Origin of the sequence: Haloarchaeobius baliensis (assembly GCF_052060055.1) — an archaeon.
GTDB classification, from domain to species: Archaea; Halobacteriota; Halobacteria; order Halobacteriales; family Natrialbaceae; genus Haloarchaeobius; species Haloarchaeobius baliensis.
Map to the genome: position 1 here is coordinate 496,159 of NZ_JBPPFR010000001.1, position 24,453 is coordinate 520,611.

Here is a 24,453-nt window from a genome sequence, read left to right on the forward strand (position 1 = left end):
GCGTGAATCGACGACCCCTTCTTTCGCGTCAGTTACCGAGCCGCGCGACCGCCTGCACCCAGCCGTCCTGGCTCGCCACCTCGTCGGCGTCGGCCGTCTCGACGTGCACCGGCTCGAAGCCGGCATCGACCAGCATCGACACAACCGCGTCGGCCGAGTGCCGCTCGAAGAACCGACCGTCGGCGTCGAAGCCGCTCTCGTCGCCACGCTTCAGCGAGCAGTACAGGACCCCGCCGTCGGCGAGCACCCGGGCGAACTCGGCGAGCGTGGCGGGCACGTCCTCGCGGGGCACGTGCAGCAGCGAAGCGCACGCCCAGACCCCGTCGAAGCTGTCCGCCTCGAACGGGAGGTGGCGCATGTCGCCGAGCGCGAACCGTGCGTCGGGGACGTTCACCCGGGCGCTCGCGAGGAACGACGGCGTCACGTCCAGCCCGGTCACGTCGTACCCGCGGTCTGCGAACGTCTCCGCGTCGGAGCCGGGGCCACAGCCCACGTCGAGGATTCGGGTGCCGGTGAGAGCGTCGAAGAAGGGCTCGCCGAAGCGTACGGCGATTGACTCGGTTCTGTATTTCTCGACGAAGGCATCGCTGTTTTCTTCGTAGATTGACCGCGTTCGGGCGACTTCGTCCATGGTCGGGAGTCTCTGAGTGTCCACTATCAACTTTACCGCTGCCGACGGGCGGACGATCGGCTAATGTATTGAAAATCTGACAGAAAGCCTAGGCCGGGATTTGAACCCGGGCTCTCGTCCTTACCAAGGACGCGCTTTACCGCTAAGCTACCCAGGCACCGAAGTGCATCCTATCGTTGCTCGGTGTAGTTTTAATGGGTTTCGATTCGGCCCTACGAATCCGTCGCCGACTGGCGGACGTGGTCGTCGGCCCTGCCGGCGGTCTCGCTGGCCGTCGCGCCGACGTTGAGGTCGGTAGCGGCGGGGAGCGCGTCGACCGACGGGAGGGGCTCGCTGCCGTCCGTGGGCACGAGGCCGGCGAGCTGGGCGAACAGCTCTGTGGTGGGGGTGGCGCCGACGGCGCTGGTGCCTGCGACGGCGGCGAGCTCGAACACGTCGCGTTCGAGGCTGGCGTCGAGGGCGGTGGTGTCGGCGTCGGGCCGGCGGCGGTCGGTCTGGTCGCGTCCGAAGTCGCGGACGGTGCCGACGGCCTTGGCGGCGGCGTCGGTCCGTGCGAGGAGGTAGAAGCCCCGCGAGACGAGCACCGTGGCGGCCAGCGAATCGAGGTTGGCCTGCGTGTGGTCGTCGGTCTTCGTCCAGGGCTCGTCGTGGGCGAGCGCCCGGGTGAGCCGGAGGCCGTCGTAGATGAGCTGGACGCCGGCGGCACGGTCGACGACGGTCTCGACGTCGACGTCCTCGTCGCAGGCACGTGCACAGCGGAGCGTCACCACGCCGGGGGCCATCGGCGCGGCTGCCAGGCGGGTCGCGATGTCGTCGCGCAGCCGGTCGGGGTAGATGTCAGCGAGCGCCTCCTGGGCGGCGCGCCTGCACGTTGCGGCCTCGTCCATTGCCGTCGACTAGCGGGGGGAAAGGCAAAGACCTTTGGAAAGCGAAGACTCGCCAACGTATGATCGAGACGGCAGTGGACGGCGGGGTGACCCGGGTGACGCTCGACCGGCCGGCCCGGCGGAACGCCTTCACCGAATCGGGACTGCGGGGGCTGCGGTCGGCGGTGACCGGTGCGGAGACGCCGGTGGTGTACCTGTCCGGTGCGGGGGAGGCGTTCTCGGCGGGGGCGGACCTCGAGGTCGTCGGGCGGCTCGACCACGAGGAGGCGCGGGCGTTCGCACGGTTGGGGCAGTCAGTCGCGGCGGCCATCGAGGAGGCGGAGGCGGTCGTCGTCGCGGGAATCGACGGCCCGGCCAGGGGCGGCGGGGTGGAGCTGGCGCTCGCCTGCGACGTGCGGGTCGCCACGCCGGCCGCCACGTTCGCGGAGACGGGCGTCTCGCTCGGGCTGTTCGGTGCGTGGGGCGGGACCGCCCGGTTGCCGAGAGTCGTCGGCGAGGGCGAGGCGATGGACCTGGCGCTGTCGGGGCGGACCGTCGACGCCGAGGCGGCGCTGCGGATGGGGCTGGTCTCCCGGATCGTCGACGAGCCGGCGGACGTGGCCCACGAGATCGCGGCGAACGACCCCACGGCACTGCCGGTCCTGAAGCGACTGATGCGCGACGACGCGGACCGGGCGGTCCAGCACGCTCGCGAGGCGGATGCGTTCGCCGACCTCGTCGAGGCGAACGCGGCCGACATCTCCTGGTAGCTGCCCGCCGAACGTGACACGCTGACTACCAAACCGCGCTTCAGCGAACGCTTTTCGGCCTGTCACCCCCCGTTTCGACCATGACAGGAACCGCAGTCGTCGCGGGCGTCGGACCGAAGATCGGCGAGGCAGTCGTGCGAGAGCTCCACGACGCGGGGTACGACGTCGGACTGTTCGCTCGCTCGGAGGAGTTCATCGCGGAGCTGGCGGCCGACCTCGGGGACGGTGCGCTCGCGGTCCCGACGGACGTGACCGACGAGGCGTCGGTCGAGGCGGGGATGGCCACGGTGCGCGAGGCGTTCGGCCCCGTCTCGGCGCTGGTGCTGAACGCGACCGGGGGTGGGGGGCGACCCATCGGGCAGGCGAACGCGGAGCGGCTCAGGAAGATATTCGACGTCCGTGTCGCCGGCTCGCTCACCTGCGTCGACGCCGCACTGTCGGATCTCAGGGAGACCGAGGGGACGGTCATCTTCAGCGGGACGACGTACGCGGACTCGCTCGTCCCCGAGCAGATCGAGTGGGGCGCGGTCGGGCCGGCGGCACGCGGGCTCTCGAACTCGCTGGCGACCGCGCTCGACGACGTGCAGGTCACCTACGTCCGCATCGGGAGCCGCGTCGACCCCGTCGGCGAGGTCGGCGACGACGCGCTGAGTGCGGCCACGGTGGCGTCGACGTACCGCGAGCTGGTCGAGCGCGACGAGGCCATCACGTGGGAGCTGGACCTGCGGCAACGGTAGGGACTCTCTTCCGACGTCGCTGAAGCGGAAAACTTGATACTGTTCAGGTGTTCCACGCTGGTGTGCACGAGTGCGACTACTGTTCGGACACGTTCGAGGCGGAGGAGCCGTACCTCGAACACCTGCGGGACGAACACGGCGACGACCTCGGGCCCATCGAACAGCGCCGGGTCGACGCCCTCGGTGGTGATGACGACGGGCTTCCGGGGTTCGTCTACGCCGCGGTGGTCGTCGTCGGACTCGTCCTGCTCGGTGGTGTCGCCGTCGGCCTGCTCGGCGGCGGCGGTGGTGGTGGCGATGCGCAGTTGAACGACAGCGCGCCGCGGCAGCCGACCAACATCGGTGGTGCCCACTACCACGGCGGGATGACCGTCACTATCGGTGGGCAGTCGCTCGACTTCAGTCAGCCGCAGTACCAGGTCGGGCAGACCGGAGAACGCGCCTTCCACTACGAGCGCGGTAACGGCGACCGGTGGCACGTCCACGCCCGGGGCGTGACCCTGGAGTACGCCCTGGAGAGCCTCGACATCGAGGCCGCCCCCGACGCGCTCGCCTTCGACGGGACGGTGTACCGGACGGGCGAGGGCGACACGGTGCGCTACGTGGTCAACGGCCAGTCGGTCGACCCGACCACCTACGAACTCCAGCCGAACGACCAGGTCGAGGTCGTGGCGACGAGCAACGCGAGCGCCTGATTACAGCTCGGCCGGTTCGGGTGCGGGTGGCATCGACCGCTTGTGGGCGCTCCCCTCGTACAGCTCGCGGACGGTCTCGACGACGCTCTCCTCGACGCCGAGCTCGCGGGCCGTCGCCACGGTCGAGACGCCGCCCTCGATGTGGAGCGCGATGACCGCGTCGACGACGTCGTAGCCGACGCCCATCTCGTCCGCGTCGGTCTGGTCCGCCCAGAGCTCCGCCGTGGCGGGCTTCTCGGCGAGTTCCTCCGGTGCCCCGAGGTGGCGGGCGAGCTGGCGGACCTGCTGCTTGTAGAGGTTGCCGATGGGGTTGCAGTCGACGGCCTGGTCGCCGTACTTCGTGAAGTAGCCCGTCAGTGCCTCCGCCTTGTTCCCGGTCCCGAGCACCACGCGGTTCTCCTCGTTGGCGACGTAGTAGTTGAGGACCCCGCGGACGCGAGCGGCCGTGTTGCCCACGGCGACGGTGTCCCCCTCGGCGCCGGGGATCGAATCGACGATGGCGTCGACGATGCCGCCGATCTCGATCACGTCGTAGTCGATGCCGAGGTCCTCGGCGACTCGCTCGGCGTCGCTCATGTTCGACTCGCTGGAGACACGCGAGGGCAGGACGAGCCCGTAGACGTTCTCGCGACCGATCGCCTCGACGGCGAGGTAGGCGGTCGTGGTGCTGTCGACGCCGCCGGAGAGCCCGAGGACGGCACCGTCGGCCCCCGCGTCGTCGACGACGCGCTGGATGAAGGCCACGATGTGGTCTCGCTGTGCGGTCAGTTCCTCGTCTCCGAACCGGAGGTCTATCATCGTCCGCCGCTAGGGCGTACAGGACCAATAACGTTCCTCGGCCGTCGCTGGAACTGGACGCCCGTCCAGTCCGCCGAAGCGCTACGTTCAAGTGCCATCGGGAGGAACGAATGGGTACGAATCACTGCGCGTGAGCGCCGTTGGTCCCACGAACGAAGCGATGTCGACCGTGGGGCGAGTGAACGCGGTGAACGAGCGCCGTTGGTCCAGTGGTAGGACAGTGGCTTCCCAAGCCACTAGCCCGGGTTCAATTCCCGGACGGCGCATTTTCTGCCGAGCGGAGCGAGGCGAAAATCGCCCGGAGGGAATTGAGTCCTACCAGTCGCGCACAGCGAACGCAGTGAGTGAGCACGTCTGGTATCGGTTCAATTCCCGGACGGCGCATGGTTGTCTCGAACGCAGTGAGAGACATCTTCGTCCGCGGGAACTGAGTCAGGGAGGACACGCGCAGCGGAGCGAGCGGGAACGCCCCGTCGATGTGTGGTCGGGTTCTCGAACAGTCCGTTCGTCCCGGCTCGCTCAAGCGCTGGTTGAGCGGGAGAAACCGCTGGTTTCGCGCCTGTGGCGAACGGTCATCCGAATCGGTTCGAAATGACCCCGTAACGACATCTTGTCGAACGAAACCACCAGCGGGCGCGGGGGATTGAAAACGGCATTATCTGCCCCCGGTCGCTTACACACGGGGACAGGCTGAGGTAATCCGTGGTTAGCTATGTCCTCCGGTATCAATGTTATGGCCGGGGAGTTGGAAGGCCGTGAGTCAGAACGTACATTCCGATACTGGGGGTATCGATCCACCTGCGACGGGTGAGACGCAGACGACGGGGGAGTCACTCGTGTTCGACGTCCTCTCCGATTCGACCGTGACGGAGCGGTGGCCACAGCTCGCACGTGGCTACGCCGCGAACGACTTCGCGACGATCCGTGCCACCGTCGCGGTCGAGTGGGACGACATCGAACACGAGGACCTCGACGTCGAGCCGGCGGACCTGCTCGACTGTGCGGAGGGAGACTGAGATGCGCTTCCCGACCATGGTCCGACTGGTGGTCGGTCTGGCGCTGTTCGCGCTGGCTGCATTGGGTCTGGCGTGGTCGTTCGAGGGGACGATGTACGCGCTGGGCTCGGTCGGTATGCTGGCAGTCTGTCTGTTCACGGTCGGACTCGCGCTCGAACCGGAGCTCCGGGGCGTGTACTGATCCCACACCGGCGTGGCGCCATCCCACTGGCGCCGGCGATTTCTTCGGAACGCAACGGCTCGCGAGCCTGGGCGACGTCAGAAACGCAGATCGGCGGGTCTACCGCGAGGGCGAGGACCGATGGTCCGTCTGCTCGGTGATGGCGACGGTGGTATCGGACTCGATCCAGGCGTCCAGGTTCTCGCGGTCGTAGATGATGAGTCCGTTGACCGTCTCGCGTCCTACGTAGCGTTCGGAATCCGTGTCTTCCATTCGAGTCGATACAGGATTCCGCGGCGCTGGGCTTATGTTTGCTGGCCGGAATGGCCACAACACCTAAGCCCCGGACAGCGATTTCGCGCAGTTCCGGCAGTAGCGGTAGCGCGAGTCGGGCTCGTTCGACGCGCCACAGTGTGGACAACGACGACGGTCGGTCCCGTCGGTGTCCCGGACCGACGTGTTCGCCACGACGCGGTCGACGCCCGCGGGGTCGCCGCCGGCCGGGTCGGGCGTCGGGTCGTCGTCGACCTGGCGACGGTAGTAGACGTACACGGCGAGCTGGAGCGCGGCGAACACGACGAGGTAGCCGAGGGTCCAGTCCCAGACGTTCGCCATACTGTGACATTGTGTGTCATGGGACTTATAGCGTTCGACGCCGGGGGTGGACGACGGACCGTCACGGGGGGCGGACGCGGTAGATCTCGTCGTCGGTGGGGTCGGGGTCGCCGCGACCGTCCTGGTTGCTCGTCGTGAAGTAGAGGTGGTCGTCGGGGCCGGTGACCGTCGTCCGGAGCCTGCCGAGGTCGCCGTAGAGGGTGTTCTGGCCGACGACGTCGTCCGCATCGAAGGTGACCTGCCGGAGGTGCGTACCGGTGAGTGCGCCGACGAAGAAGCTGTTCTGCCACCGCTCGATGGGTCCGGTGTAGTAGGCGAGCCCGCCCGGGCCGATGGACGGCGTCCACGTGACCAGCGGGTCGACGTACTCGTCGCTGCTGCTCTTCCCGGTGACCGCCGGCCAACCGTAGTTGCCGCCGGCCTCCAGGCGGTTGAGTTCGTCGGCCTCGTCCGGTCCGTGCTCGACGGCGTACACGGAGCCACCGACGAACGTGAGTCCCTGCGGGTTCCGGTGGCCGAGGGAGTACACCGGGTTGTCGAACGGGTTCCCAGACGCTGGCTCGCCGTCGCGGGTGACCCGGAGCACCTTCCCGGCGAGGGAGTCACGCGACTGGGCGGTGGTCGGCTGGCCGGCGTCGCCGGTGGTCACCCAGAGCGCGCCGTCAGGGCCGAACGCGATGCGGCCGCCGTTGTGGACCGTGTTCGCCGGGATGCCGTCGAGGACGACCCTGTCGACGGCGAACTCGCGCTCGACGTCGAGCCGGAGTACCCGGTTGGTCAGCCCGTTCGCGCCGTTGTAGGTCTGGTAGACGTAGGCGTCCCGCGGGTCCGCGGGGTCGAACGCGAACCCGAGGAGACCACCCTCGCCGAAGGCGGCGGTGTCCTGGAGGGTTCGGACCGCGCCGCGGTCGTCCCCGGTCGCCCGAACGACTCGACCAGGGCGCTCTGTCACGTACAGGTTCCCCGTCTCGGGGTGGAACGACGCCCCCCACGGTGTCTCGAGGCGCATCCGGACGCGTTCGAGCCGGAGCGGGGCTCCCTCGTCGATGGTCGTCGTCCCGCCGTCTCCAGGCAGGTTCAGACAGCCGGCGACGCCGCTGGCGAGGCCTGCACCCACTGTCGCGAGGAGGCGACGACGGTTCATCACCCCGACCTTTCACACGACAGAGTAAAAACCTGTTACTTCGGCGGCGACAGGTCGCGCCCGAACTCGTCGAACGTGTCGAGGTCGTCGGGCAGTTCGTACTCGATCTCGCGCTCGTCGCGGCGGTCGACGGTGGCGTCTTCGAGCGGCTCCGCGACGTCCTCCCAGCCGGGCTTGACGCGGACGCTCTTCGCGGGCTGGCCGACGGCGACGTGGTGGTCCGGCACGTCGCTGCCGACGATGCTCTTCGCCCCGACGACGGCGTTCTCGCCGACGCGACAGCCCGCCCGGACCATCGAGTCGTAGGTGACGCGGGCGTCGTCGGCGACGACGGTGTGGTAGTTCGAGACCTCGGTCTGGTCGACGATGTCGTGGTCGTGGCTGTAGAGGTGTGCGTCGTCGGAGATGGAGACGCGGTCGCCGATGGTCAGCTTCCCGCGGTCGTCGAGGTGGACGTCGTCGTGGACGACCACGTTGTCGCCGACGCTGATGTTGTGGCCGTAGGTGAACGTGATGCCCTTGAAGAACCGGCAGTTCTCCCCGCACTCCTCGAAGAGGTGGTCGGCGAGCATCTGTCTGAACCGTAGGGCGAACTCGACGTTGTCGGCCATCGGCGTGGCGTCGAACTGCCGCCAGAGCCACTGCAGGTGCTTCGAGCGGACGAACCGGTCCTCGTCCTTCTCGGCGTAGTACTCCGACTCGAGCGTCGTGTTGCACGGGTCGTAGCCCTGGAGCCGGACGCGCTCGGCCGGCGAGACCTCGGCGTCGTTCTGCCAGCGCTCGTAGGCGTCGCGGTCGCCGTGCAGGTCGACCAGCGTCTCCTCGACGACCGTGCAGGTGTCCTCGTCGGACGAGAGTCGCTCGTCGACCTCGTCGATGAACGCACGAACACCAGCCTCCGCGTCGGCCGGGAGCGAGACGTGCCGTTTCGTCATGCCTCCCCGTTCGGCGGGCAGCCGTATGGACCTTCGGTTGTCCGAACTCCACGCACGAGGGGGTACTCGACCACGGCGGCGCGGGCTTTCGGCCGATTGCCCACGACTGGTGACCGTTTTCGGGCGGTCGAGCCAGCGGTTTTCCGGCGTGAACACGTAGCTCCCCCGTGCGTCTGATTCGAACGCTCGTCCCGTCGTCCGAGGTGTCGGCCGTCCGGTCGGTGCTCGACGAGCACGACATCGACTACGTGATCTTCGAGGAGGACAGCGAGGGCTCGGAGGCCATGGTCGTCGAGTTCCCGCTGCCGACCCAGGGCGTCGAGACGGTGCTCGACGACCTCCGCGAGACGACCTCGGTCGAGGACACCTACACCGTCGTCGCCAGTGTCGAGTCCGTCTTCTCCGAGCACGACGACGAGCTCGAGGAACGGTTCATCACCGGCTCCGAGGAGGACGACAGCATCGCGACGGAGGAGATCCGGTCGACGGCGCTCGACCTCACGCCCAGTCCGGTGACGTACTACGCGATGACGCTGCTGAGCGTGCTGGTCGCGACAGCGGGGCTGTTGCTCGACTCGCCCGCCATCGTCGTCGGATCGATGGTCATCGCGCCGCTGGTCGGGTCCTCGCTGACAGCGAGCGTCGGGACGGTGCTGCTCGACCGCGAGATGATGGTCGAGGGATTCCGCACCCAGCTGTTCGGCCTGCTGCTCGCGGTCGCCGGGGCGACGGTGTTCAGCGTCGGGCTCAAGTCGGCGGCGTTCCTGCCGCCCGCGCTCGACGTGACGACGACCCAGCAGATATCCCAGCGCATCTCGCCCGGGTTGCTCTCGCTGACGGTCGGTCTCTGTGCGGGCGCGGCCGGCGCGTTCGGGCTCGCGACCGGCGTCTCGGTGACGCTCGTGGGCGTGATGGTCGCGGCGGCGCTCATCCCGGCCGCGGCCGCCGTCGGTGTGGGCATCGCGTGGGGCGTCCCGGCGGTCGCACTCGGCGCGTTCGTCCTGCTCGTGCTGAACGTCGTCTCCATCCACGTCTCCGGCGTGACCGTCCTCTGGTACCTCGGCTACCGACCCGCCGGCTGGCCCGGCGACGGCCGGGCGGAGTCGGACGACCCGGGGACGCGCGACCTGCTCGCCGACGGTGCCCCGTCGATGAGCCGCGAGCGACTCCTCCCGGTGGCCGTCGTCGCGGTCGTCCTGCTCGCCGTCGTCGCGCTGTGTGGTGCGGTCGTCGCCGCCCACGTCGGCTTCGAGCAGTCGGTCAACCAGGCGGTCGGCGAGACGCTCGAGGAGCCGGGCTACGAGGAGCTGGAGCTCGTCGTCGTGCAGACCCAGTTCGACGGGCAGCCGCTGGTCAGCGTCGTCGACGAGCAGCAGGTCACCGTCGTCGTCACCAGGGACGCGGACCGGCGGTACCCGGACCTGCACGAGAGGCTCGACGCACGCGTCGAGGCACAGACCGGCCGGGATGTCAGCGTCGTCGTCCAGTTCGTGGAGCGCCAGTCGGCGTCCGACCGGCTCGCCTCCGCCCCTGATGGGGCCAAGACTTACGGTCTCGGCTCGGCGATGGTCGGACGTGCCCAGCACGTCTCGCTCCGTGGATGACGCCGACTCGTCCTTCAGCGGCGCGGCCGTCGGCGGCATCGCCGGTGCCGTCGGTGCCACCGTCGCGTTCAGCACGGTCTCCGGACCCTTCGCCATCGCCGGGGTTACGGCGGGCATAACGCTCGTCCTCGTCGTCGTCCTCGCGCTCGCGTTCGACGTCGACTTCGAGTAGGCAGCCCGGGTTCCGCGTTCCCACGACCCGAGAAGGAAACACACCCGCTAAGTGGCACCGCTCCCTAGCCGGTGATATGCAGTACCGCGAACTCGGTGACTCGGGCGTCGAGGTGTCGGAAATCGGCTTCGGCGCGTGGGTCGTCGGCACGGACTGGTGGGGCGACCGCACGGAGGAACAGGCGGTCGAGATGCTGCAGTACGCCCACGACCAGGGCATCACCTACTTCGACACCGGCGACGTCTACGGCCACGGCCGCAGCGAGGAGCTCGTCGGCGAGGCCCTCGGCGACCGACGCGACGAGGTGACCGTCGCGACGAAGGTCGGCTACGACTTCTACAACAACCCGCAGGCGGGCCACGGCGAGCTCCCGAAGGAGATCACACCGGAGTGGATCCGCACCGCCACCGAGCGCAGCCTCGACCGGCTCGGCTTCGACCACGTCGACGTGCTCCAGCTGCACAACGCGAACGTCGACGAGGTCGACGCGGACGTGCTCGAGGTCCTCGACGAGCTCCGCGAGGAGGGTCTCGTCGACGCCATCGGCTGGGCGCTCGGCCCCTCCATCGGCTGGCTCGCCGAGGGCGACATGGCCATCGAGCAGGAGTTCGACTCGCTCCAGCTCGTCTGGAACGTGCTCGAACAGGAGGTCGGCGGCCACTTCCTCGACACCATCGAGCGCACCGGATCCTCGACGAGCCTCATCCCCCGGGTGCCACATTCCTCGGGCCTGTTGAACGAGCAGGTGACACCCGACACCGAGCTGGAGGAGGGCGACCACCGCTCCTACCGGCCGGACGAGTGGTACGAGACGGGGTGGGAGAAGGTCGAGGCGCTCCGGTTCCTGGAGCGCGACGGCGAGCGTACGATGTCCCAGGCCAGCATCCAGTGGCTCCTCTCCCACAGCGAGGTCGCGACGGTCACGCCGACGTTCCGGACGAAGGCCGACATCGACGAGTGGGCCGCAGCCAGCGAGGTCCCGTCGCTCGGCGACGAGGAGGTCGCGCGCGTCGCGGAGCTGTACGCGGACGGCTTCGGCATCGACCGCGACGACGGGATGGACGTGCTCCGTTCGTCGGTCGGCGGCGAGGACATCGACGCGGCGAACATCGACAAGCAAGCGACGTAGTCGGCCCTCGCTAATCGGTCCATTCTCCTCGAAAACGGGCGATTACCTTTCTGTGTTGGGGTGCACGCTACTCCTGCTCTCGGTTCCGACGGCCGGACACCGTCGAGCGAGAGCCTGACCGATTCGGGTCCGCACGAACCCCCTGCCGCGCAGACCTCCCCCCACTGGCGCGGGCGGGGGGTGGTCGTCGTGTTCGCCACGAACACGGGACCGCACCCCTTTCTTTCCGATGGAACCCCGCCACCTGCGGTCGAGGCCGTCCGCAGAACTTCACTTCCACTCCGCAGTCCAGGACACGGATCCGGAGCCGCTCAGGCCAGGAAGACGTGTCGCGGGCGGTCCGCCAGCACGTCGCGGCCCCAGTCGACGGTGTCCGAGAACGCGTCCGACCGGAAGAACGCCATGGCATCCTCCTGTGACTCCCAGCGCGAGGCGATGAACATGTCGTTCTCGTCCTCGCGGTTGGCGAGCAGGTCGGTCGTGATGTGCCCGTCCATGTCGCCGAGGACGCCGCCGACGGTCTCGAACTTCTCGACGAAGTCGGCGCGCTTCTCGGGCTTCGTGGTGTAGAACATCCCCATCGTACCCCAGGTGTCGGCCTCGGCGTCGTCGCCGGCCTGCCGGACGATGCCGGGGAGATCCGAGAGGAAGCCACTGGCGGTGTCGGCGGCGGACTGGGTCTGCCAGACGCTCGCGACGGCCGCCGGTGCGTCGCCCTCGGACTGGTACACCGCGGTCTTCACGTGGGAGTCGTAGTGCTCGAAGTTCGAGCGCAGTCCCTCGACCTCGTCGAACAGCTCGTCGGGGTCGGCGTCGGAGTAGAGCACGACCGCGTAGACGTCCTCGCCGTGGGGCTGGCCGCCGTAGACGCCCTCCTCCTCCAGTGTCGAGCGCACGTCGGCGCCGTGGTCGGTGGCCGGGCGTTCGTCCTCGTCGTCGCCGTGGTGGTGGCCGGCCTCGCCGTGTGCATCGCCCCCTTCGCCGTGTCCGTGTGCATCGCCGTGGTGGCCATCCTCGCCGTGGTGTCCACCCGCCTCGGCGGGGACGGCCTCGCCGGCCATGAACGCCGGCAGGTCGCCCGGCTCGAACCGACGGCCCGTGTAGAACTGGCCGAACTCCGCGAAGCGCGAGGTCGACGGGTCGAAGCGCATCTCGTACAGCAGGTCCTTCACGTCGGTCATGTCGTCGGCCCAGAGCGTGACGCCCCACTCGTGGTCGTCGAGGCCGACGCTCCCCGTGATCATCTGCTGGACCTTGCCGCCGTAGTCCCGGCCGATGTCGCCGTGGCTCGCCATGTGCTCGGCGCGCTCGTCGAACGGCATGTCGTACCAGTTGTCCTCGCCCGTCCGGCGCTTGGACATGGGGTAGAAGGAGAGGTAGTCCTTGGCCGGGATCTCCGGGTGGAGCCGGGACTGGATGTACTTCGCCAGCCCGGAGTCGTCGTCGACCTCGCCCTCGAAGTACTCCCTGGCGCGCTCGGTGTAGCCCGAGGCCTCGGTGACCGAGACGTACGAGCCGGTCTGCTCGGTGAAGCCCGCGAACTCCGTCGACTCGAAACCGCGTTCGAGCTGGTCCAGCTCGTCGAGCGTCGGACGCAGGTGCAGTACCATGAGGTCGGCCTTGTGGCCGAGGATGGAGTACACCGCCGTCCCGCCCGTCTCGGGGTCGCTGTGGGTGTCGAGGAACGCGATACCCTCCCCGACGGCACGTTCGCGCACCCGCTCCGGCGCGTCGCGCCACGCGTCCCAGTCCACGGTCCGGAAGTCGTGCAGTGCGTACCAGCCTTCCTCGGTCACCGGAGGTTCGCGTCGCTGCATGCGCGGGGCTTCGGAGCGGCCGGGTAAGGACGTGTTGATTCGTCCGAGGGCGGAGCCCGATGGCGGGACGTGACCGGGAAGCTGGCAAGCCATCCTCAGTATCGAAACCCTTTCACGTCCACCACGGGTACCACGCGACAATGCGGAAAAGCGGTCCACCGAAGGGACTCATCGCCTATCTCGTGCTCGAGCTGCTCGCGGAGAAACCGCGGTACGGGTACGAGATACTCAAGGAGATTCGTGACATCAGCGGTGGCCACTGGGAGCCCTCCTACGGCTCCGTCTACCCCATCCTCTACAAGTTCGAGGACGAGGGCTGGGCCCAGCGCATCGAGCGCGAGGACGAACCGGACCGCAAGTACTTCGAGCTGACCGACTCGGGGTTCGACGAGCTCGAAGCCCGCCGCGAGGACTCCGCGATGAAGGCCAAGGAGTTCGCCGACGTCATCCTCGGCTTCTACCACGTCTACGTCGCCTTCTCCTGCGACGACCGGTTCGAGGTGCCCCAGATCGACGGCGAGTGGCGCTTCGACGAGACGTTCTCCGCGTGGATCGTCGAGCAGATGATCCGCCACCACGAGCACTACTACAGCGACGAGTTCGACCGCATCGAGGCGACGCCGGAGGAGTTCTACGCCGAACACGGCATCAACAACGACGAGGAGTAGCTGGCCGTCCGGGCTGTTCTCCCGTGCGGAACGACGAACCGAGAGCGGTCAGCCCGCGAGGAACTGCGGCCCGACCACCAGTACGACGAAGCTGAGGAACATCGTCACGCCGATGGTCGTCGTCACCGCGCTCACGCGCCGCCGGGTCACCTCGACCGGGAGCCGCGAGAGGACGGCCTCGGTCGAGGTCCGGAGCAGGTGGCCGCCGTCGAGCGGGAACGCCGGGATGCAGTTGAACGCGCCGAGCTGGACGTTTATCCAGCCGGTCCAGAACAGCGCGTTGGCGACCGCGAACAGCACGCCTGCGCCGAGGAACTCCAGCGGGCCGGTGGCGACGAAGAAGTTCGAGATCTCGCCGATGAAGCCCGCGAAGTTGTACGGGAAGTCGCCCCCGGGCATCACTGCCGCGACGGGGAGGACGAGCACGAACAGCACCTTGCCGACGAACGACTGGGCGAAGGAGTTGAGCATCGACTGGTCGCCGCCGCCGAGGATGGCGAGGTACGCCTCCGCGGGGTAGTAGTTCAGCCCCACGTCGTCGACGGTCAGCCCGCTGACGCCACGGGCGAGGGGGGCGACGCCGAGGAAGCTGCTGCCGTCCTCCTGCGTACCGAGGGTGACGTTGTACGCCGAGCGCTCGCCGTCGTCGTAGAGGACGACCTCGACGGTCTCGCCGGGCTCGGTGGCGTCGATGGCCTCGCCGAGCTCGCTGTAGGAGATGACCCTGGTGTCGCCGAACCGGGTGACGACGACGCTCTCGCCGGCCGGGGCGCCCTGTTCAGCCAGTGGCTCGCCCTCGATGGGGCGGAGGTACGCGCCGGCGGCGAACGTCTTCGTCTCGCCGCTCTTCGTCGTCACCGACACCGGTCCTGGAGCGGCACGGACGGCGTCCTCGAACTCCGCGGTGGTCGAGACCGACGTCCCGTTCACCGCGGCGATGGTGTCGCCCGCCGAGAGGTTCGCCGGGCCGGCCGCCAGCGCGCCGGTCACCAGCACGCTCCGGTTCAGTTGCACCGTCCGGTCGTCGTTCACCTCCAGGCTGAGATCGCTGGCGTTGCTCGCGTCGACGAGCTCCTGGAAGTGGGTGTTGTTGTCGACGGGCGTCCCGTCGACCGCGGTGATGCGGTCGCCGCCGCCGATGTCCGCGTCGGCCGCCGCCGACCCGGGGAGCACGCCGCCGACGAGCGCACCGCTCGCGACGCCGATGGAGCCCGCGACCGGCCCGAACAGCAGCGCGAACGCGACGACGGTGATGGCGAAGTTGTTCGTCACGCCGGCGGCGAACATCCGCGACTGCGCGCCGCGGGATGCCTTCCGCCGGTTCTCCTCGTTCGGCTCGACGAACGCCGCGACCGGCAGGACCGCGAGCAGGCCGATGCCCATCGACTCGATCTCGATGTCCTCGACCCGACAGAGCAGGCCGTGGCCGCCCTCGTGGACGACCAGCCCGACGAGCAGGCCGAAGAGGATGCCCGGCGCGGCCGCGACGGGCAGGAAGTCGTTCACGCCGGGGATGACCAGCACGTTCCGGGGCTGGTTCACCGCGCTCGGGGCGGGCGGGTTCTGTATCGTCAGTATCGCGCCCTGGAGGAGGAACAGGAACGCGCCGAACATCACCACGAGGGCGATGCCGAGGCCGATGTTCGACCAGGCCCGCCAGAACCGCTTCGGGCCGGCCAGCCAGTTCAGGAACCGGCGTCCGCGCTTCGTGTGGACCAGCAGCACCGGCCCCTGCGTCGAGACGTAGGACGGGAGGAGGTTCTCCCGCTTCGCCGTCCAGACCAGCATCCAGTAGAGCGCAAAGCCGGCGATACCCAGCCACAGGGTGGAGACCATTGCGGGATACTGAGGGAGGAACGGGGAAATGCGTTTGGTTTGGCGGTGTTCGTCGGCCGAGGGGTCTGTGGTTCCGCGGGTCGAAACCGGCCCGTTCAGAGCCTGTCGAGGACCACGTAGAGGCCAACTGCTGTCGCCCCGCCGAGGAGGAGCGCCACCGGGAGGCCGAGCGTGCCGAGTCCGAGCAGCAGCGGTGCGTACATGGCGAACGTCACGGCGACGAGCACTCCGACGAGAGCGGACCCGAGACCGTTTACGACATCGAGCCAAGGGAGGGACCGGGTATCGGTCATCGTGTACTGGGGGCCGCTGCTCGAATAAGAAACCAGTCCTCAGCGTTCCCGGCGCAGTCGCGCGACGACGAACTCGCGGTCGAGCTTCCCGAGGAAGGTCCCGAGCTGGGGGCCCTGCTCCTCGTCGAAGAACAGCCGGTAGCCGGCGGTGAACAGGCCGCCGATCTCCATGTCGTTGCGCTTTGCCGTCTCGTAGATCTCGCCCTGTATCTCCTCCCCGTCGTGGCCCGCGGCGACGAAGTCGGCGAGTTCGTCCAGCGCCTCCTCGGTGGCGGGGTCGAGGTCCACGTCGGGCAGCTCGGCGCGCTTCAGCTCGTAGTTGAACTCGTTGTCGGTGCGCCGCGCCCAGTTCCGGGCGCGCTCGACGCGGGCGAGGGCGGCGTCGACGGTCGCCTCGTCGGCGCCGTCGGGGATGTGGCCCTCCTTGCGGGCGACCTGCTCGCGGAGGTCCGGGTCGTCGAACATCCCGAGGACGGCGGCGAAGGTGAACGGGAGCCGGATGCGGTCGGGGTCGACCTCGTCGACGACGAAGGGGTAGACGCGCTCCGCGCGGGCGATCTCGTCCTCGGTGCCCTCGACCTCGCCGAAGTAGAGCTTCTCGAAGCGGTCGAACTCGTCGACGAGCTGGTCGAGGCGTTCGATGGAGAAGTCCCGCGCCTTCTTCGGGTTCTTCGCGAAGAAGAACCGGACGACCTCGGGTTCGAGCAGTTCGAGCACGTCCTCGACGAGGACGACGTGGCCCTCGGAGGAGGAGAACGCCTTCCCGTCGAGCGTGAACCACTCGTACACCATCGGGACCGGCGGGGTGTCGCCGAGGACGTTCCGCGCGACGTCGTCGCCGGAGGGCCAGGAGCCCTCTGCGTGGTCCTTCCCGAACGGCTCGAAGTCGACGCCGAGGACGCGCCACTGTGCGGGCCACTCGAAGCGCCAGGGGAGCTTGCCCTCGCGCAGGGTGGCGGTGCCCTCGTGGCCACAGCCCGAGATGACGTTGTCGCCGGCCTCCATGTCGGTGCAGACGTAGTCCACCTCCCCCGCCTCGGGTCTGACGGCGGTGATGGTCTCGGTGACCTTGCCGCAGTCGGCGCAGATGGGGTTGAACGGGACGTAGTCGGCGTCGACCTTGTCCTGGTACTTCGCGAGGACGGTCCGGGCGGTGTCGCGATTCTCCAGCAGGAACCGGGTCACGTCCTCGAAGGAGCCGTCCTCGTACAGCTCGGTGTTCGAGACGAGCTCGATCGGCACGCCGAGGGCGTCGGCGCTGGACTGGATGAGCGCGGAGAAGTGCGCGCCGTAGGAGTCACAGCAGCCGAACGGGTCCGGGATGTCGGTGTAGGGCTTGCCGAGGTTCCGGCCGAGCGCGCCGGCGTTCACGTCGCCGAGGTCGACGAGTTCGCCGTCCAGATTCGCGAGCTTGCGGGGGAGCTTCCGGAGCGGGTCGCGGTCGTCGGCGGTGAACATCTGCCGGACCTCGTGGCCCCGCTCTCTGAGCACCTCGGCGACGAAGTAGCCCCGCATCACCTCGTTCATGTTGCCGAAGTGCGGGACGCCGGAGGGCGAGATGCCGCCCTTGATGACGATGGGGTCGTCCGGTTCCCTGGCCTCGATGGCGTCTGCGATCTGGTCCGCCCAGAAGACGTGGCGACGCTCGCCCTCGTCCTCCCCGTCGGTCTGGAGCGTGTACGGACTGGTCGCCTCGTCGACGCTCACCGGGCGCTCACCCCGGATTGGGTCGCGACAGCGCGTGTCGATTGCATGGCTGTGGCTACCCGTGTGGCGTGCTTAAGGGTTGTCAAGCAGAAGCAGCGGGGCTACTCGGCCCAGTAGGTGAGCTCGTCGCCGGTGCCCTCGGGGATGACGTCGGTGCCGTCGTGGTCGCCGTAGCGGACGGCGGTGAGGACGCGACTGGGGTCGTTGCCGTCGAGGACGATGGTGCGCATGCCCGAGCGCTGGATGACCTTCGCGGCGAGCAGGTCGACAGGAGCGGAGAGGCCGGCGTTCATCTCCAGGCCGGCGATGACGTCGACGAGTTCGTTCGCGGTCAGCTCCTCGTAGCGCTCCGCGTCGTCGTCCACCGCCGGGTCCGCGGAGAAGACGCCGGGGACGGAGGTGGCGTAGACGAGCAGGTCCGCACCGACGTACTCCGCGAGGGCTGCACTCACGGCGTCGGTGGTCTGTGCGGGGGAGACGCCGCCCATGACACAGACGTCGCCGTTGCGCATCACCTCGCCGGCGGACTCGTAGTCCTTCGCGGGTGCGGTGACCACGTTCTCGCCGAGCGCGGAGATGAGGAGACGGGCGTTCAGGCGGGTCACGTCGATACCGATCTGGTCGAGTTCGATCTCGTTGGCGCCGAGGTCACGCGCCGTACCGATGTAGTCGCGGGCGACGCCCCCGCCGCCGACGACGGCGGCGACCTGGCATCCGTCCGCGACGAGCTCGTTGACAACGTCCGCGTATGCAGTGACCCGGTCGGGGTCGAGTTCCGGCGCGAGGACGCTGCCGCCGACGGAGACGACTACCTTCATGCTACCGGCCAGTAGCCGACTGCGTCTCTTAAGGATTGCCAAGTGCCCGTCGGCGACACCTACAAGCGACTGCCGACTGACCAGTCCGGTATGCACGTACTCGCAGTCATCGGGCCAGACGATACCGCACGACGCGCCCTCCGTGACCGGTTCGTCGCCGCACTCTCGGCCGATGGAACCGTCGCGACGGTCGAACGGTCCGTGGGGTCGTCGCCGGCCCGCGCCGACGATCGCACCGACGGCGTCGACACCACCGTCGCGGTCGGCTCGGAGGGGTGGCTCGCGACCGGGACCGACCGGACCGTCCCGGATGTGGTCGACGACCTGGCGCCGACACACGACTACTGCGTCCTCGACGATGTCTCCGACGCCAACGTCCCGGGTGTCGTACTCGGAGACGCCGACCACGCGGGCGAGGTGCTCGCGAGCGGTGAGTCCGTGGACGACGTCGACGTCGAGGCTGTCGTCGCCGCGCTCCACGACCGGCTCCCCCACGAGACGCTCGAGTCGCTGGTCGAACGCGCCAAGCGGGCACCCGGTGCGGAGTTCTCCGGCGCCATCGCCACGTTCACCGGCAGGGTCCGGGCGCGGGACGACCCGGACGACGAACGGACGACCCACCTGGAGTTCGAGACCTACCAGGATGTCGCGGCAGAACGCATGGCGACCATCGAGGCCGAGCTCGAGCAGCGGGAGGGCGTCCACGAGGTCGTCATGCACCATCGGACGGGTGTCGTCACCGCCGGCGAGGACATCGTGTTCGTCGTCGTGCTCGCCGGCCATCGACCCGAGGCGTTCGCAACGGTATCGGACGGTATCGACCGTCTGAAGGACGAGGTCCCCATCTTCAAGAAGGAGGCGACGACCGACGGCGAGTTCTGGGTCCACGACCGAAACGACGGTGCGGAGTAAGCGCGCCTGACACGTCTCGACGGTTATTTTCACCGAATCGGCGCGGAAAGCTGTTTTCTGACGTGCGTCAGACGACAACCTATTCGAAAGAGTTAGACGCGGTTTTAAAACTTCTAAACGTATCTGAGGGCCTCGCTTGTGGGCTTAGAACTCGGGTAAAACGTCCTGTTACTCCGATTTCACTCGAAATATATCAAAACAGCCCGAAGCAACTGTCCTTTATAACCTATCCCAGTGGCTTGGGGAGAGTGAGGCGAACGCAACATGAGCGCAACGCAGAACCCCTCCACCGACAGCAAGCCCGCCAACAAAGAAACGCGCCTGCAGGAGTACCTGCGCGAGAAGGCGACCGACGGCGAGATGTACTTCAAGTCGAAGTTCATCGCGGACGACGTCGGCCTCTCCCCGAAGGAGATCGGCGCACTGATGGTCAAGCTCAAGGACTCGGCCACGGACCTCGAGATAGAGAAGTGGTCGTACACGAGCGCGACGACCTGGCGGGTCGAACCCATCTGATTCCCCGTAACGGTCCCCACACCCCGGCATCCCACACCACCCCGAACCCACCACACCGCTCCACCACCCCGAACCCACCACACCGCTCCACCACCCCGAACCCACCACACCGCTCCACCACCCCGAACCCACCACACCGAACTCGCGATTCCCACGGCACCCCTGCGACGCCGGCCCGCTGGTCCCCGGCGCCTCACCCACCCGCAGTCGACCGCCGTGCCTTTTTACGACGTGACGACTAACCCACTCCCACATGGCCGCCGACGAGCCACCGTCACAGTCCGTTCCGGAGGCAGGACCCCCGCCCTCCGCCCTCGCCGACGAGTTCTACGTCGAGGACGTGCGACGAGACGGTGAGACGATATACTACTACGGCACGCCGCTGCGGACCCCCGAGATGACGATGCGGAACCTCTGGGGAGCCTTCCACGAGGCTGGCTACGACGCGCAGCTGACGACCTCTGCGGGCCGGTACGTCATCGTCGCCGAACCGACGAGCCACGGTCCCGACGGGGTTCCATGGACGAACGTCCTGCTGTTCCTCGCGACGGTCGTCTCGACGCTGTACGTGGGTGCGCGGTGGTTCTACGTCGACCCCGTCGCGCACCCGGTCGAAGCTGTGCTGACGGCGTGGCCGTTCTCCGCCGCCGTCCTGTTCGTCCTCGGCACGCACGAGCTCGGCCACTACGTGATGAGCCGGTACCACGACGTCGACGCCTCCCTACCGTACTTCCTGCCGTTCCCGACGCTCATCGGGACGATGGGCGCGGTCATCCGGATGCGGGGCCGGATGCCCGACCGGAAGGCGCTGTTCGACATCGGGGCGGCCGGACCGCTGGCCGGACTGGTGGCGACGGTCCTCGTCACCGTCATCGGGCTCTACCTGCCGCCGGTGGCCGCGCCGGAGGGCTTCGCCGCCAGCCCCGACGCCGTCACGATCAGGCTGACCTTCCCGCCGCTCATCGAGGGGATAGCCCTCCTGACGGGGCAGAAACTGTCGTACTCGGACCCGACACTGAACGCGCATCCGGTCGTCATCGGCGCGTGGGCGGGGGCGTTCGTCACCCTGCTGAACCTCATCCCCGTCGGCCAGCTCGACGGTGGCCACATCATGCGGGCGATGTTCGGCGAGGCCCACGACACCGTGGCGACGCTCGTCCCGGTCGGGCTGTTCTCGCTCGCCGGCTACCTGCACTTCGTCGAGCAGATCGCGTGGGACTCCGTCTTCATCTGGATATTCTGGGGCGGCTTCGCCGCGTTCATCGCCGCCGCGGGCTCCGCGACACCGGTCAGCGACACGGAGAAGCTCGGCCGTGGCCGGATGGCGCTCGGCGTGCTCACGTTCGTGCTCGGCCTGCTCTGCTTCATGCCGGTCCCGGTCGCCATCGTCAGCTGAACTCAGACGTTACGAATCTTGTAACTTCACCGTCGGCTGCAGCGAACCGGCCGACCCGGCGTCCCGAACCCCTTCGAGAGATACTCGAGTCGTCCCTGGAACAGGGACCGACACTGCCGACGCGGCGGTCGAGGACAAACTCGTTGTCTCCTTGCGCGTTCGGGTCGACTGACGCGGTGAATCTAGCCTGCAACCAATTGGTACCGTCGTAAACGACGAGGGGTGGAGACCGACCCTGACGTGGGAAGTAAAACATCTGAATAACAATACGGTCACACGGACCGTATGAACCGATGTTCGGACACTACGGCACGAGATCCACAGCGGAGGAAGGGCTTCGTGACAGCCACCGACCACGGGCGTCGGCGTATCTGTTGGGAGCTAGCTCGGCCAATCGCGAGTTGCGATCATGACGGAGCCAGAACGGCCGAGCGTCGCGATCGCCTGTCAGGGCGGGGGCAGCCACACCGCGTTCACAGCGGGCGTCCTGGATCGGTTCCTCGAGGAGGACGACGTCGGGTTCGATATCGCGGGAATCAGCGGCACGTCCGGGGGCGCGATCTGTGCGTTCGCCACCTGGGTTGGACTCGTGCGCGACGGACGGAGCGAGGCACGACGGTTGCTCGCGCAGGTCTGGGACGACATCGCCGCCAAGGGGCCGTTCGACGAGATGCTGAACCTGATGGGCGTCGGACTCGTCCGAGCCCAGAGCACGGGCATGCCGTTCCCGGAGTTCAGCCCGTACGACACACCGGCCTCCGACTGGGGACGTGACGTGCTTCGGGAGACGCTCGAAGCGGTGATCGAGCCCGACGAACTCGCGACCCTCCTCGACCGGCAGGACGGCACCCTTCCGCGGCTCGATATCGGCGCGGTCGACGTCCAGCGCGGGTCGTTCAGAACCTTCAACGAACATACCGTGAGTCACGATGCGGTGCTCGCGTCTGCCGCGGTCCCGAACCTGTTCCAGGCCGCGCCGGTCGCCGAACCCGACGGAACGACACGCTATTACTGGGACGGCCTGTTCTCGCAGAACCCACCCCTCGGCCAGCTATTCCGGCAGGCCGAGAACCGGCACGAGCGGGCCGACGAACTCTGGATCGTCCAGATAAACCCCCAGCGGACGGACGAGATTCCGAACGACCTCGAGGCGATCGGTGACCGTCGAAACGAACTCGGTGGGAACCTCTCCGTCAATCAGGAACTGCGGTTCATCAGACGCCTCAACGAGTGGGAGGCCACCGACATGCTCGCCGACGTGTACGACCCCATCGAGGTGAAGACTGTGAACCTCGAAGAGGAACTCGCGTCCCCGGGCGAACCGCTCGACTACGCGACGAAACTCGACCGCTCTCAGCGCTTTCTCGACCTGCTCTGGAATCACGGGCGCCAGCAAGCCGACCGGTTCCTCGCTATCGAACGCAACCGCCGCAGGGTCCACAACACGGTGCAGGCGACCTGGCGGGAAGCGGAAGTGCTCGCTCCGGACGAGTGGGCCGTTCCGTCCTACGAGGCTCACATCCCGACCAGTCTCGTGCTGCTCCGTGACTACATGCAGGGTGAGCCCACTGAAGAACAGGGGACGCTGGACCGCGACGCTGCGTTCACGTTCGCGAACCAGATACGGGACGCGATCCCCGACCTCGAGTTCGAGGTCGAAGAGATGGTCGCACAACCGAACACGGTCGCGATCCGGTGGGAAGGCACCGGCACGCACACCGAACCACTGGTCGACATCGAACCGACCGACGAGGAAGTGACCCTCTCCGGGATGCGCATCGACCACCTCGAAGACGGGCGCCTCCTCGACACCTGGCTCCTGTTCGAACAGTGGAGTCTCCTCCGGCAACTCGACGTGGCGGAGATGTCGACGCCGGTGTCCACGGTGAGCACGGTCGCGGCGACGCCGGTCGTCACCCAGCTCTCCGCCCCGGCCGAGAACGAGGCGCTGGCGCGGACCCTGATCCAGGAGGTCTGGAACGAGGGCGACCGAGACCAGCTCGCGCTCGTGCTCGACCCCGACGTCGTGTTGCATCTAGACGGTGAAACTGACCTCGTCGGCCGCGATGCGTACTGGGAGTTCGTCTCCAGGTACCGGACGTCCTTCCCGGACCTCGAACTCACGATCGAGGACGTCGTTTCGGAGGGGGATAAGATCGTTCTTCGACTGCGGATTCGTGGGACACACGAGGGGACGATGATGGACGTCGAGCCGACCGGGAATCGGATCGACCTCTCTCGGATGGTCATCTACCACCTCGAAGACGGCCGAATCATCGAGACGGGAATCGTCGAAGACACCCTCGGCATGCTACAACAACTCGGGGCAGTCGGCCCGGCGAGTGCAGAGTAGGACCCGTCAGTCTGTCGCTGGCGCTCCGAGTTGGGTGTCTCCTCGACGTCACGTGGCGAAACGAGTCACACGACCCCCAGGCGGTCCCGCGCGATCGGGCGTGATTCGTGAGGTCGCTTGCGGCCTCTCCACGTTGGATTTGCGAACATCGTATCGGGTTGGTACCGTGCACACATTGGTTCAGATTCCCAGGTTCACGCCCAGATCAGTGAGCAGACCGACCGCGCCTTTGAACAACAGCTGGATGGCGATGGCGGACAGGATGATCCCGGAGACTCGCGTCAGGATGTCCATGCTTCCACTTTCCTGCATCCGATGGCCGATCAACGGCGAGACGAGGTGCGTGAACCCGACGACGAGTGCCATCAGGAGGACGACTGCGGAGATGAGGAGGCGATCAGAGACGGCGGGGAACTGCGCTGAGATGGCGATGGCGATGGCCGCGGTCGCGCCACCGACGGAGAGCGGGAACGAAAGCGGGACGATGATCACGCTCCGCCAGTCGTCAGTCTGTTCAGTTTGTTCGGCGACCTCCTCGTCGTGTTTCTCACCCTGCATCATCATGGGCCCCGCCGTGAGAAGCAGTGCAAGGCCACCGGTCGCGGTCAGCGAGGGGACCGTCAGCCCGAGCAGTTCGAGTAGCGGCGGACCGATCCAGACGGCCGCGAGCATCACTGCCAGGTAGTTGCCCGCGACCTGGGCGGCCATCCGTCGCTGGGTTGGCCTGGGGTAGACGCCGGAGATGCTGGCGATCCCACCGACGCGTGCGAAGGGACTGAATATCGTGAAGAGGCTGACGAAGAATAACGAGAGTTGTTCGTACGGAATCGTCATCTGTGATGGGGGCGGTGGGACGGATTGTGGT

At 67.8% G+C, this 24,453-nt stretch carries 25 protein-coding genes and 2 tRNA genes; 14 read left to right on the forward strand and 13 right to left on the reverse strand.

Features of this window, described 5'->3' with window-relative positions:
• Positions 1 to 28: 28 nt before the first annotated feature.
• The 3 genes from ACSG06_RS02480 to ACSG06_RS02490 all read right to left on the reverse strand — a co-directional run bounded on the left by ACSG06_RS02480 (position 29) and on the right by ACSG06_RS02490 (position 1,518).
• The gene (locus tag ACSG06_RS02480) at positions 29 to 631 is read right to left on the reverse strand and encodes a class I SAM-dependent methyltransferase (RefSeq protein ID WP_440988680.1); all 603 of its coding nucleotides are present in this window, start codon (positions 629 to 631) and stop codon (positions 29 to 31) included.
• Between the two features lie 85 nt (positions 632 to 716).
• Positions 717 to 788 (reverse strand) — tRNA-Thr (locus ACSG06_RS02485).
• 55 nt (positions 789 to 843) lie between these two features.
• Complete coding sequence (locus tag ACSG06_RS02490; RefSeq protein WP_440988681.1) at positions 844 to 1,518, reverse strand: DUF7114 family protein; 675 nt, start codon at positions 1,516 to 1,518, stop codon at positions 844 to 846.
• Positions 1,519 to 1,577: 59 nt separating this feature from the next.
• Between ACSG06_RS02490 and ACSG06_RS02495 the strand changes: the two genes are divergently transcribed.
• From ACSG06_RS02495 to ACSG06_RS02505, 3 genes are all read left to right on the forward strand, one after another.
• Positions 1,578 to 2,267, forward strand: a complete 690-nt coding sequence (locus ACSG06_RS02495) for an enoyl-CoA hydratase/isomerase family protein (RefSeq protein WP_440988682.1) — start codon at positions 1,578 to 1,580, stop codon at positions 2,265 to 2,267.
• A gap of 80 nt (positions 2,268 to 2,347) precedes the next feature.
• Positions 2,348 to 3,004, forward strand: coding sequence for an SDR family oxidoreductase (locus ACSG06_RS02500; RefSeq protein ID WP_440988683.1), 657 nt, complete (start codon positions 2,348 to 2,350; stop codon positions 3,002 to 3,004).
• Positions 3,005 to 3,066: 62 nt separating this feature from the next.
• Positions 3,067 to 3,699, forward strand: a complete 633-nt coding sequence (locus ACSG06_RS02505; RefSeq protein WP_440988684.1) for a hypothetical protein — start codon at positions 3,067 to 3,069, stop codon at positions 3,697 to 3,699.
• On the opposite strand, the gene ACSG06_RS02510 is transcribed toward ACSG06_RS02505, so the two are convergent.
• Positions 3,700 to 4,497 carry an NAD+ synthase gene (locus ACSG06_RS02510; protein WP_440988685.1) on the reverse strand — a complete coding sequence of 266 codons (798 nt, stop codon included), beginning with the start codon at positions 4,495 to 4,497 and terminating at the stop codon, positions 3,700 to 3,702.
• A 195-nt stretch (positions 4,498 to 4,692) separates the two neighbouring features.
• On the opposite strand from ACSG06_RS02510, the gene ACSG06_RS02515 reads away from it, so the two are divergent.
• From ACSG06_RS02515 to ACSG06_RS02525, 3 genes are all read left to right on the forward strand, one after another.
• Positions 4,693 to 4,763: transfer RNA gene (locus tag ACSG06_RS02515), tRNA-Gly, on the forward strand.
• Between the two features lie 489 nt (positions 4,764 to 5,252).
• Entirely contained in the window at positions 5,253 to 5,513 is a 261-nt protein-coding gene (locus ACSG06_RS02520) for a hypothetical protein (protein WP_440988686.1), read from the forward strand.
• 1 nt (position 5,514) lies between these two features.
• On the forward strand, positions 5,515 to 5,694 hold the full coding sequence (locus ACSG06_RS02525) for a hypothetical protein (RefSeq protein ID WP_440988687.1): 180 nt from the start codon (positions 5,515 to 5,517) through the stop codon (positions 5,692 to 5,694).
• 99 nt (positions 5,695 to 5,793) lie between these two features.
• Here ACSG06_RS02525 and ACSG06_RS02530 read toward each other — a convergent pair whose 3' ends face one another.
• The 4 genes from ACSG06_RS02530 to ACSG06_RS02545 all read right to left on the reverse strand — a co-directional run bounded on the left by ACSG06_RS02530 (position 5,794) and on the right by ACSG06_RS02545 (position 8,367).
• Positions 5,794 to 5,946 carry a DUF7331 family protein gene (locus ACSG06_RS02530; protein WP_256296383.1) on the reverse strand — a complete coding sequence of 51 codons (153 nt, stop codon included), beginning with the start codon at positions 5,944 to 5,946 and terminating at the stop codon, positions 5,794 to 5,796.
• Between the two features lie 63 nt (positions 5,947 to 6,009).
• Positions 6,010 to 6,288: a DUF7577 domain-containing protein gene (locus tag ACSG06_RS02535; RefSeq protein WP_440988688.1), complete on the reverse strand. Its 279-nt coding sequence runs from the start codon at positions 6,286 to 6,288 to the stop codon at positions 6,010 to 6,012.
• A gap of 61 nt (positions 6,289 to 6,349) precedes the next feature.
• Positions 6,350 to 7,432, reverse strand: a complete 1,083-nt coding sequence (locus tag ACSG06_RS02540; protein WP_440988689.1) for a PQQ-dependent sugar dehydrogenase — start codon at positions 7,430 to 7,432, stop codon at positions 6,350 to 6,352.
• Positions 7,433 to 7,467: 35 nt separating this feature from the next.
• Complete coding sequence (locus ACSG06_RS02545) at positions 7,468 to 8,367, reverse strand: acyltransferase (protein WP_440988690.1); 900 nt, start codon at positions 8,365 to 8,367, stop codon at positions 7,468 to 7,470.
• Positions 8,368 to 8,534: 167 nt separating this feature from the next.
• Between ACSG06_RS02545 and ACSG06_RS02550 the strand changes: the two genes are divergently transcribed.
• The 3 genes from ACSG06_RS02550 to ACSG06_RS02560 all read left to right on the forward strand — a co-directional run bounded on the left by ACSG06_RS02550 (position 8,535) and on the right by ACSG06_RS02560 (position 11,272).
• Positions 8,535 to 9,971, forward strand: coding sequence for a TIGR00341 family protein (locus ACSG06_RS02550; RefSeq protein WP_440988691.1), 1,437 nt, complete (start codon positions 8,535 to 8,537; stop codon positions 9,969 to 9,971).
• Positions 9,964 to 10,143, forward strand: coding sequence for a hypothetical protein (locus ACSG06_RS02555; RefSeq protein WP_440988692.1), 180 nt, complete (start codon positions 9,964 to 9,966; stop codon positions 10,141 to 10,143). The genes ACSG06_RS02550 and ACSG06_RS02555 overlap by 8 nt, the downstream gene beginning before the upstream one ends.
• Before the next feature lie 76 nt (positions 10,144 to 10,219).
• Positions 10,220 to 11,272 (forward strand): aldo/keto reductase, encoded by a 1,053-nt coding sequence (locus ACSG06_RS02560; RefSeq protein WP_440988693.1) that lies wholly within the window; start codon positions 10,220 to 10,222, stop codon positions 11,270 to 11,272.
• 311 nt (positions 11,273 to 11,583) lie between these two features.
• Here ACSG06_RS02560 and ACSG06_RS02565 read toward each other — a convergent pair whose 3' ends face one another.
• The gene (locus ACSG06_RS02565; RefSeq protein ID WP_440988694.1) at positions 11,584 to 13,089 is read right to left on the reverse strand and encodes a heme-binding protein; all 1,506 of its coding nucleotides are present in this window, start codon (positions 13,087 to 13,089) and stop codon (positions 11,584 to 11,586) included.
• 140 nt (positions 13,090 to 13,229) lie between these two features.
• Here ACSG06_RS02565 and ACSG06_RS02570 point away from each other — a divergent pair, with 140 nt between their 5' ends.
• A complete protein-coding gene (locus ACSG06_RS02570) occupies positions 13,230 to 13,757 on the forward strand; it encodes a PadR family transcriptional regulator (RefSeq protein ID WP_440988695.1) in 528 nt (175 codons plus the stop codon).
• Positions 13,758 to 13,805: 48 nt separating this feature from the next.
• Here the strand turns inward: ACSG06_RS02570 and ACSG06_RS02575 are convergent, their stop codons facing one another.
• From ACSG06_RS02575 to pyrH, 3 genes are all read right to left on the reverse strand, one after another.
• Positions 13,806 to 15,593 carry a site-2 protease family protein gene (locus ACSG06_RS02575; protein ID WP_440988696.1) on the reverse strand — a complete coding sequence of 596 codons (1,788 nt, stop codon included), beginning with the start codon at positions 15,591 to 15,593 and terminating at the stop codon, positions 13,806 to 13,808.
• Between the two features lie 332 nt (positions 15,594 to 15,925).
• Positions 15,926 to 17,593, reverse strand: coding sequence for a lysine--tRNA ligase (gene lysS, locus ACSG06_RS02580; protein ID WP_440988697.1), 1,668 nt, complete (start codon positions 17,591 to 17,593; stop codon positions 15,926 to 15,928).
• A 101-nt stretch (positions 17,594 to 17,694) separates the two neighbouring features.
• Positions 17,695 to 18,411 carry a UMP kinase gene (pyrH, locus tag ACSG06_RS02585; protein ID WP_440988698.1) on the reverse strand — a complete coding sequence of 239 codons (717 nt, stop codon included), beginning with the start codon at positions 18,409 to 18,411 and terminating at the stop codon, positions 17,695 to 17,697.
• Between the two features lie 90 nt (positions 18,412 to 18,501).
• Here pyrH and ACSG06_RS02590 point away from each other — a divergent pair, with 90 nt between their 5' ends.
• The 4 genes from ACSG06_RS02590 to ACSG06_RS02605 all read left to right on the forward strand — a co-directional run bounded on the left by ACSG06_RS02590 (position 18,502) and on the right by ACSG06_RS02605 (position 23,588).
• Positions 18,502 to 19,323, forward strand: a complete 822-nt coding sequence (locus ACSG06_RS02590) for a molybdopterin synthase (RefSeq protein ID WP_440988699.1) — start codon at positions 18,502 to 18,504, stop codon at positions 19,321 to 19,323.
• Positions 19,324 to 19,587: 264 nt separating this feature from the next.
• Entirely contained in the window at positions 19,588 to 19,839 is a 252-nt protein-coding gene (locus ACSG06_RS02595; protein ID WP_440988700.1) for a DUF7123 family protein, read from the forward strand.
• Positions 19,840 to 20,092: 253 nt separating this feature from the next.
• A complete protein-coding gene (locus tag ACSG06_RS02600; RefSeq protein ID WP_440988701.1) occupies positions 20,093 to 21,235 on the forward strand; it encodes a site-2 protease family protein in 1,143 nt (380 codons plus the stop codon).
• Positions 21,236 to 21,644: 409 nt separating this feature from the next.
• Positions 21,645 to 23,588, forward strand: coding sequence for an ester cyclase (locus ACSG06_RS02605; RefSeq protein ID WP_440988702.1), 1,944 nt, complete (start codon positions 21,645 to 21,647; stop codon positions 23,586 to 23,588).
• Between the two features lie 180 nt (positions 23,589 to 23,768).
• Here the strand turns inward: ACSG06_RS02605 and ACSG06_RS02610 are convergent, their stop codons facing one another.
• Positions 23,769 to 24,422, reverse strand: coding sequence for a MarC family protein (locus tag ACSG06_RS02610; protein ID WP_440988703.1), 654 nt, complete (start codon positions 24,420 to 24,422; stop codon positions 23,769 to 23,771).
• Positions 24,423 to 24,453: the final 31 nt, after the last annotated feature.